General features: G+C 46.6%; 6 protein-coding genes. 1 reads left to right on the top strand and 5 read right to left on the bottom strand.

The genetic code is table 11. The features are described 5' to 3' along the window. Positions 1–448 precede the first annotated feature (448 nt). Positions 449–2,131, top strand: a complete 1,683-nt coding sequence (gene ettA / locus AC1DXC_RS19770; protein WP_477460904.1) for an energy-dependent translational throttle protein EttA — start codon at positions 449–451, stop codon at positions 2,129–2,131. A gap of 348 nt (positions 2,132–2,479) precedes the next feature. On the opposite strand, the gene AC1DXC_RS19765 is transcribed toward ettA, so the two are convergent. From AC1DXC_RS19765 to AC1DXC_RS19745, 5 genes are all read right to left on the bottom strand, one after another. Next, positions 2,480–2,986, bottom strand: coding sequence for a hypothetical protein (locus AC1DXC_RS19765; RefSeq protein WP_477460903.1), 507 nt, complete (start codon positions 2,984–2,986; stop codon positions 2,480–2,482). A 68-nt stretch (positions 2,987–3,054) separates the two neighbouring features. Beyond that, a complete protein-coding gene (locus AC1DXC_RS19760) occupies positions 3,055–3,936 on the bottom strand; it encodes a DUF4349 domain-containing protein (protein ID WP_477460902.1) in 882 nt (293 codons plus the stop codon). Positions 3,937–4,489: 553 nt separating this feature from the next. After that, complete coding sequence (locus AC1DXC_RS19755) at positions 4,490–4,948, bottom strand: nuclear transport factor 2 family protein (protein WP_477460901.1); 459 nt, start codon at positions 4,946–4,948, stop codon at positions 4,490–4,492. Positions 4,949–5,180: 232 nt separating this feature from the next. After that, entirely contained in the window at positions 5,181–6,605 is a 1,425-nt protein-coding gene (gene dnaA / locus AC1DXC_RS19750; protein ID WP_477460900.1) for a chromosomal replication initiator protein DnaA, read from the bottom strand. 328 nt (positions 6,606–6,933) lie between these two features. After that, on the bottom strand, positions 6,934–8,481 hold the full coding sequence (locus AC1DXC_RS19745; RefSeq protein ID WP_477460899.1) for an acyl-CoA mutase large subunit family protein: 1,548 nt from the start codon (positions 8,479–8,481) through the stop codon (positions 6,934–6,936).

Genomic DNA, 8,481 nt, shown 5'->3' with positions numbered 1-8,481 from the left:
CAGATGCAGGGAGCGTTGGCGATCTTCACAGTTAATCTTAAAAGAATCATCAAACTAATCGCCTAACTCTGTAAACTCAGAGAAAAAAAGACTCAAATTCTTCCATTCAGCCCTTTTTGAACACCCGCTGATAAACAGCTAACCATCGCGAATGCAGAAATAAAAAAAGCGACCAAGTAAAATCATGCCTTACTTGATCGCTTCTAATTATTGCCTTTATGAAAGAAGGTGCTTTTTCAGTGCCCTCCCGGGAAGGGAGCGCTTTTTTTTGTGTTACGGCATATTATTTTTTTGGAGATGTAGCAACCAAAATGATAAAGCGCTGCGCATCTCGCAGCAGCCCGGCGAGCCTCCGATAAATCCTTTAAAATGCGTTTTATATTTTGCTGCAAACCTTATTTACGAGATATTTGGAACCTCATACATCATAAACCAATTTCTGTATAAAATGGCCGACGAAAAGATCATATTTTCTATGGCAGGGGTAAGCAAAGTTTATCCCCCGCAAAAAACAGTACTCAAAAATATCTACCTGTCGTTTTTTTACGGCGCCAAAATCGGCGTTATCGGTTTAAACGGCTCGGGTAAATCGAGCTTGCTCAAAATCATCGCCGGTATCGATAAAACCAACATCGGCGAGGTGGTTTTCTCTCCGGGCTATACCGTGGGCTACCTGAGTCAGGAGCCGGAGCTTGACCCCAACAAAACCGTAAAGGAAATTGTGGAGGAGGGCGTTGCCGCAACCACAGCCTTGCTTAAAGAATACGAAGACATCAACGAAAAATTCGGACTGGAAGAATACTATAGCGACGCCGACAAAATGGATAAGCTGATGAGCCGCCAGGGCGAATTGCAGGATCAGATAGATGCCGTGAACGCCTGGGAACTTGACGTGAAACTGGAACGCGCCATGGATGCCCTGCGCTGCCCCGACCCGGATGCCAAAATCTCCGTACTATCGGGTGGTGAGCGCCGCCGCGTGGCTTTGTGCCGCTTGTTACTTCAAGAACCGGATGTTTTACTGCTGGATGAGCCTACCAACCACTTGGATGCAGAGTCTATCGACTGGCTGGAACAACATCTTAAACAATATAAAGGAACCGTAATTGCCGTAACGCACGACAGGTACTTCCTGGATAACGTAGCGGGCTGGATACTGGAGCTCGACCGTGGCGAAGGTTTGCCATGGAAGGGGAATTACTCCTCCTGGCTCGATCAGAAATCAAAACGCCTTGCCCAGGAAGAGAAAGGCGAGAGTAAACGCCAGAAGATTTTGGAACGCGAGCTGGAATGGGTGCGCATGGGGGCAAAGGGCCGCCACGCCAAATCCAAGGCGCGATTATCCAACTATGATAAATTAGCATCCGAGGAAACAAAGGATAGGGAAGAAAAGCTAGAGTTGTTTATCCCGCCAGGCCCTCGCCTGGGCAATATCGTGATAGAGGCCAACAACGTTACCAAAGCCTATGGTGATAAGGTATTGTTCGAGAATTTGACCTTTTCTTTGCCGCCTGCAGGTATCGTAGGTATCATTGGCCCCAACGGTGCGGGGAAAACCACCCTATTCCGCCTCATCACCGGGCAGGACCAGCCCGATGCAGGTACTTTCCGTGTGGGCGAAACCGTTGCATTAGGATATGTTGACCAGATGCACGACGACCTGGACCCCAACAAATCTGTTTGGGAAAACGTAACCGGCGGCCTGGAAACCATTATGGTGGGCGGTCGTCCGTTAAACTCCCGGGCCTATGTATCGCGCTTTAACTTCAATGGTGCAGATCAGCAGAAAAAAGTGGGCGTGCTATCGGGCGGAGAGCGCAACCGGGTGCATTTATCCATCACGCTTAAAAAAGGCTCCAACGTCTTATTACTGGATGAGCCTACCAACGATATAGACGTAAATACTTTACGTTCTTTAGAGGAAGCTTTAGAAAACTTCGGCGGCTGTGCGGTAGTGATTAGCCACGACAGGTGGTTCCTGGACAGGATCTGTACCCACATCCTGGCATTTGAAGGCAACTCACAGGTTTACTTCTTCGAAGGCAACTACAGCGATTACGAAGAAAACCGTAAAAAACGTTTGGGCGATGTGGCGCCGAAAAGGATAAGGTATAAGAAGCTGGTGGGGTAGAATTTAGAATCAAGACTTTTAGAATCAAGAGTCAAGAAAAAATAATAACGAAAGAAGCCCGGCTTTGCCGGGCTTCTTTCGTTAAGATAACCCCATCGTCATTGCGAGGAACGAAGCAATCTCTACACAGGACAAGCGGCTTTGCAAATCCGCCCTGCTAATCGGGAGATTGCTTCGTGCCGCAATGACGCGGTGGCTAGGGATATATACTGACCTACACAGGCCCCCTGCCTGCCGATGCTTGCCACGCTATCGCTCGCAATTACGGCGGTGAGAGGAATTGAATGTTATAGGCCTGCGTAAATGCAACAATACATTTCCTGTAAACCATTAACAATGCCTACGATTTTATTTATTCGGTTCTGCCTTCAGGGTAGAAAAGATGTATAAAACTGTATCGATACCGGCTTTTGATTTTGCGCGTCCCGCAGCATGGACCGTGCTGTCCCATCCATTATTTTTTTTGTTCTTAACAATTGTTTGTACAAAAAAGCGGTTGTTACAACCATAAACATCCCATTGCGCATAGTCATCTAATATCGTTGAGGTTGAATGGGTAGGCTCGCAACCCTTATCCGTTGAAAATAGCGATGGGGCATTTCCCAGGTACATCGTAGCCGAAAAGCCTGCCTTTACAGTTGAATCCTTACGATGAATGTAGTAAACTGAAAAGTCTGGCCCATTACTTTCAGTTATTTTATAATCTGCAGGGATTGATATAACGTAGCCGGCATTGGGTACGCTACTGGTTACAAAGCCTTTAAATTGTTTAATAGTGGGTGGGTGATTCTGGCTTTTGCTTTTACAAGAGCCCACTAACAACCCAATAAAAATTAATAATGATATTCTTCTCATGATTAGGAGACCTAATAGGTATCAAATATACAGCATATAATTATTCGCCCTTCTGCGTCACATGGATATTATGCAGCGCCGCCGGATTGGGCCACTGCTACGTGTCTTTTCCTATATGCCTTATACGCAACCCATAAACCAATACCAATCAATACGAATACCCATAGGTTTACCAGGCCGATAATAAATTCGGTAAACATTGCCCAACCGTTGGCGATGGCCATAAACAGGCGTTTAAAGAAGGGTAATTGGTAGGCTGATGGATCGTCATTAGCAACCATTTCTTTCACGATGGTATTGCTTTGCTGGAAGTTAAGGCTAATGTTGCTGTATTTTACGGCAGCGTCTATCCGCTGGTTGTTTATCTGGCCATCAACCAGGTCATCTTTTAGGGAGAGGACGGCATCCGGGTTCTTGATGTTTATTTTCCCGTTTTTTTGTTGGGCAATCATTTCCCGGCGGTTGTTTGTTTTCATCCGCTCGGATAGATAATCGAGCGATTTATCCTGAATATCCATCTGTCGCGATGTAATGTACATGCCCATGTGGCTTACTTTTATCATAAAACCTTCCAGTTTTTCGGAAGGTATTTTAACGGTCATATCTGCCGAGGTGCTAAAGGCCGAAACATGCATCACAGAGTCGTCGCTAACGCGGATATCCTGGCTGTTTACCGCTTCGGAACGCATTTGGTGGTGCATGACCATGCCGCCTAGCCTATTGGTAAGCGCCGATACCGAATCACCGGTTTGCTGTACGTTTTTTACCTTGAAAGCCATATCGGCCGTTTTTACCAGTTTATCGGGGCCGTTAAGCACGGTGTCGGCGACTATGCCGGCGGTATCCGCCGCCGCCGCTGCTTTATCGGCACTGGAGTATTCGTAATTTTTCCCTTTACAAGCAGCCAGCAAAGCTACAGCCGCCAGCACCACTAAGATTTTTGTTTTCATGATTGATTTATTGGTTTAGTATTGATACCCGGCACCAATAAAAAGTAACCCAGTATTTTCGGATTTAATTTGTATAAAATATTGACTATCAATTAATTAATACCATACCAGAAAGCCATCGGCTTATGTGCCGACGGCTAATGAAGTATCGATGGATGATATATTGATATTTTGGAGCAGTTGCTAAGCGCTCAGGAACTCAGTCCGTTGCGATTATTTGATTGGTTTTATATTGATACCCCTTAGCTCGCAATAGTAACCCTATCTCCGGCTGATATTTAAAATGTTACAAAGGGAGAGGGAGAGAGACAAGAGGATAGAACCAAGAGACAAGACAGAAGAGCTTCCCATCGCGTTATTGCGAGGAGCGGCTTGGGTTGAGAGGTGGGGCGACGCGGACAACCGACCGAAGGGAGCTCATTAATTCCTTTAAAAGACAATAAACACATTAGTAATCATCGGAGAGCAGAGCGGACCTGCAAAGCGGCTCTGCATGCCGATGATTGCCGCGCTTCGCTCGCAATGACGATGTTGTTGTGATGTTTTATTAAATCTATTCCGGGCAGTTATCCTTGCGGCGGGTATCTACGACATAGATAATTTTCCAGCCGTTGGCGGTTTTCATCAGCTGGAAAAAATTGATGCCGCAATGGCTGAAGGTTTTGCCGAGGTAGAATTTGTAGGGTGTCCATAGGCTGGCAAGTGGCCCATCCACTTTAATATCGCCGAAGGTAATACGCTCGTCATAAACATCCTTGTGTGGGGTGCCAACGGCTTTCAGGAAACCCGCCGGTTTTTCATTTTCGAGCGTGTAACTGCCGTCAGTATTAGGCTTTAGCCCCTGCAATACCATCCCATCAGCAAATACCGATTTCAGCAGAGTGCTATCGCCTTTGCGCATAGCGTCGAACATAGTGTTGATAGCTTTCTTGATATCCTCCTTATCGGTTTGGCAAAAAGCTTTGGTGGCGCTAAGGCTTATCAGTATGGCCAGGAGGAATAGTTTTTTCATGATGGCGTTTTGTTGGTGTAGGCAATTTATGCAATTTATTTGATATGTCACGAGCGACAGCGCGGCAATCGCGAATTAGCAGAGCCGCTCTCTAGATCCGACCTGCTTGCCGGAGATTGCCACGTCGCCCACACACACAGCCCTATGCCGCGCCTCGCAATGACAAAATTGTAAAAAGGCTAAAAACAAAAAAGCCCCGCATCCGCGAGGCTTCCCATTATCTTAAATGCCATTACGACATCTTCAGTTTCTTTTGTATATCGGCTACGTAGCCTTTGAATTTTTTATCGGTATCAATTAAATCTTCAACGGTTTGGCAAGCGTAGATTACGGTAGAGTGATCCCGGCCGCCAAAGAAGTGGCCTATCGATTTCAATGAGCTTTTGGTGTGGGCCTTGGCCAGGTACATGGATATCTGGCGTGCCTGTACAATCTCGCGCTTGCGGGTTTGCGATTTCACCATCTCTATCGGCACCTCAAAATATTCGCAAACCAGGCTTTGGATATATTCCATCGAAATTTCCTTGGCCGAATTCTTTACGAAGTTCTTCAGCATCTGCTTGGCCAGGTTCAAATCTATCTCCTTGCGGTTAAGGGTTGATTGTGCCAATAACGAAACCATGGCACCTTCCAGCTCACGCACGTTGTTATCAATATTGTGGGCAACGTATTCGATTACATCGTTGGATAGTTCAATGCCGTCCTGGTATATCTTGTTCTTCAGGATAGCCATGCGGGTTTCCAAATCAGGTATCTGCAAATCGGCAGAAAGGCCCCATTTGAAACGCGACAGCAAACGCTCTTCTAAACCGGCCAGGTCCTTAGGTGCTTTATCTGATGTGATGATCAGCTGTTTGCCGCTTTGGTGCAGGTGGTTGAAGATATGGAAGAAGAAATCCTGTGTTTTTTCTTTGCCGGCAAAGTTGTGCACATCATCCATAATGAGCACATCTATGGCCTGGTAAAAATTCACGAAATCGTTAATGTTGTTATGCTTCAGCGCATCTACGAATTGCTGGGTGAATTTTTCGCAGCTTACGTACAGCACCAGCTTATCGGGCAGGCTGCGTTTTATTTCGTTGCCTATGGCTTGCGCCAGGTGGGTTTTGCCCAGGCCTACGCCGCCGTATATCATTAAGGGGTTGAATGATGTGCCGCCCGGTTTGGCTGCAACGGCATAGCCTGCAGAACGTGCCAATCGGTTGCAATCGCCCTCTACAAAGTTCTCGAAAGTGTAGTTACGGTTAAGCTGAGGGTCTACATTCAGCTTCTTCAATCCCGGTATCACAAAAGGGTTTTTGATGTCCTTATTGATAGAGATCGGTATCGGCATCGATTGGTTTTTAGCCTCGGCGCCGTTGCCGTTAGATGGCATGTTGGTGGTGTACGGCTTGCTGGTAGATTGCTCAACAACAATGTTGTATTCCAGCCTGCCTTCATCGCCCAGTTGTTTCTTGATCGTTTTGCGCAAAAGGCCCACGTAGTGCTCTTCCAGCCATTCGTAAAAGAATAAACTCGGCACCTGTATGGTTAGCACGCTCCCTTCCATTCTTAGGGCTTTTATCGGCTCAAACCAGGTTTTGAAGCTCTGGGCCGGTATGTTGTCCTTTATGATGAGGAGGCAGCTATTCCAAACGGCAGTACAAGTTTTTTCCATAGTAGATTCAGTAATTCTTTGATTTTCAACGTCCCAACAAGCAACAATTCAGGCCGTTTCGGAACATCGAATATTCATAAAAAAAGCCAATTAAAAAATAAAATTTAACAATTTTTATGAAATATATTTATGCAAATCGAACCATTTTTTAATGTATAATTCATATTAAATGTTTATTTTTCGCATGACCACGGCATTAACTGCCCCTACAGTGCGTATTGGCAGTTTTATAAGTTTAAACAGCAATTTTCACCCGTTCTCCGCAAAGATATGCAGTTGCCCTACTCCAAATTACTCTAAATAAATTTTAGCCAGCGGTGATATTTTATTAGTATTCCCCGAAAATATCGCGGAGTGTATCAGCTATTTCGCCCAAGGTGGCATAGCTTTCTACGGCAGTTAAAATGTAAGGCATAAGGTTTTCGGGGCCATGGGCGGCGCTTGCTAAATTTTGCAAAGCCAGGCTTACTTCAACATTATTTCTTTGTTCTCTTAAACACAATAATTGCTCTGTTTGTTTGAGGCGGATAGAATCATTTATACGAAAAACATTATCTGCCACAGCCTCAGGCTGAATAAATTTATTTACGCCAACCAGCACACGTTCGCAGCTTTCAATATCGTTTTGGTATTGGTAAGCTGCCGCTGCAATCTCCTGTTGCATGTAGTCGTTTTCGATGGCTTTTACCGACCCACCCATCGCATCTATCTTATCTATATAGGTCTGTGCTGCGGCTTCCATCTGGTTGGTGAGCTCTTCTACAAAGAACGATCCCGCAAGCGGATCTACCGTATCGGTAACTCCGCTTTCGAAAGCGATGATTTGCTGGGTGCGAAGCGCAATTTTTGCTGCCGCTTCCGTAGGGAGCGAAAGCGCCTCATCATAGCCGTTTGTATGCAACGACTGCGTGCCGCCAAGCACTGCGGCCATAGCTTGCATGCCCACCCGCACGATATTGTTCATGGGCTGCTGGGCCGTTAAGGTAGAGCCACCTGTTTGCGTATGGAAACGCAACTTTTGCGCCCCCGCATCTGTTGCACCGAGTTCTTTGGTGATGTGTGCCCACATACGCCGCGCCGCCCTGAATTTGGCTATCTCCTCGAAGAAATTGTTGTGGCAGTTAAAGAAGAACGAGAGCCTTTTGGCGAATACGTTTATATCAAGCCCTTTATCAAGCGCAGCCTTTAAATAGGTTTTGCCGTTGGCCAGGGTAAAGGCCAGTTCCTGTACAGCGGTTGAGCCGGCTTCGCGGATGTGGTATCCGGATATAGAGATGGTGTTCCACTTGGGCACCTCCTGGCTGCAATATTCAAAAATATCAGTAATCAGTCGCATCGACGGCGTGGGCGGATATATATAGGTACCCCTTGCTGCGTACTCCTTTAATATGTCGTTTTGGATGGTGCCGGATATTTGCTTCAGATCAGCCCCTTGTTTTTTTGCCAGCGCGATGTACATAGCCAGCAGGATGGGGGCGGTGGCGTTAATCGTCATGCTGGTTGTGATACTCTCCAGCTGTATGCCGTCGAACAATGCCTCCATATCCATCAGCGAATCTATAGCTACGCCTACTTTGCCTACCTCGCCTTCAGCAAGCTCGTGGTCGCTGTCGTACCCTATCTGCGTAGGCAGGTCGAATGCTACGGAGAGGCCCATAGTGCCCTGGCTTAGTAAGTAATGGTAACGCTTGTTGCTTTCTTCGGCGGTAGAGAAACCGGCGTACTGGCGCATGGTCCAGGGTTTGCCGCGGTACATATCCTTCTGTATGCCGCGGGTATAGGGGAATTCGCCGGGCAGCTCGGCCATGCCCGAAGGTACGGTATAAACCTCCTTTACTTCAATGCCCGAGCTGTTGGTGATCTTTTTGCCGGCCAT

It is taken from the genome of Mucilaginibacter sp. P2_D11 (assembly GCF_056404435.1).
This window is presented reverse-complemented; position numbering and strand designations above follow the sequence as displayed.

Coding starts and splice junctions, on each gene's coding strand:
- AC1DXC_RS19765 (WP_477460903.1), bottom strand. CDS start 2,986: ATGAGAAGAATATCATTATTAATTTTTATTGGGTTGTTAGTGGGCTCT.
- AC1DXC_RS19745 (WP_477460899.1), bottom strand. CDS start 8,481: ATGGCCGGCAAAAAGATCACCAACAGCTCGGGCATTGAAGTAAAGGAG.
- AC1DXC_RS19755 (WP_477460901.1), bottom strand. CDS start 4,948: ATGAAAAAACTATTCCTCCTGGCCATACTGATAAGCCTTAGCGCCACC.
- ettA (WP_477460904.1), top strand. CDS start 449: ATGGCCGACGAAAAGATCATATTTTCTATGGCAGGGGTAAGCAAAGTT.
- dnaA (WP_477460900.1), bottom strand. CDS start 6,605: ATGGAAAAAACTTGTACTGCCGTTTGGAATAGCTGCCTCCTCATCATA.
- AC1DXC_RS19760 (WP_477460902.1), bottom strand. CDS start 3,936: ATGAAAACAAAAATCTTAGTGGTGCTGGCGGCTGTAGCTTTGCTGGCT.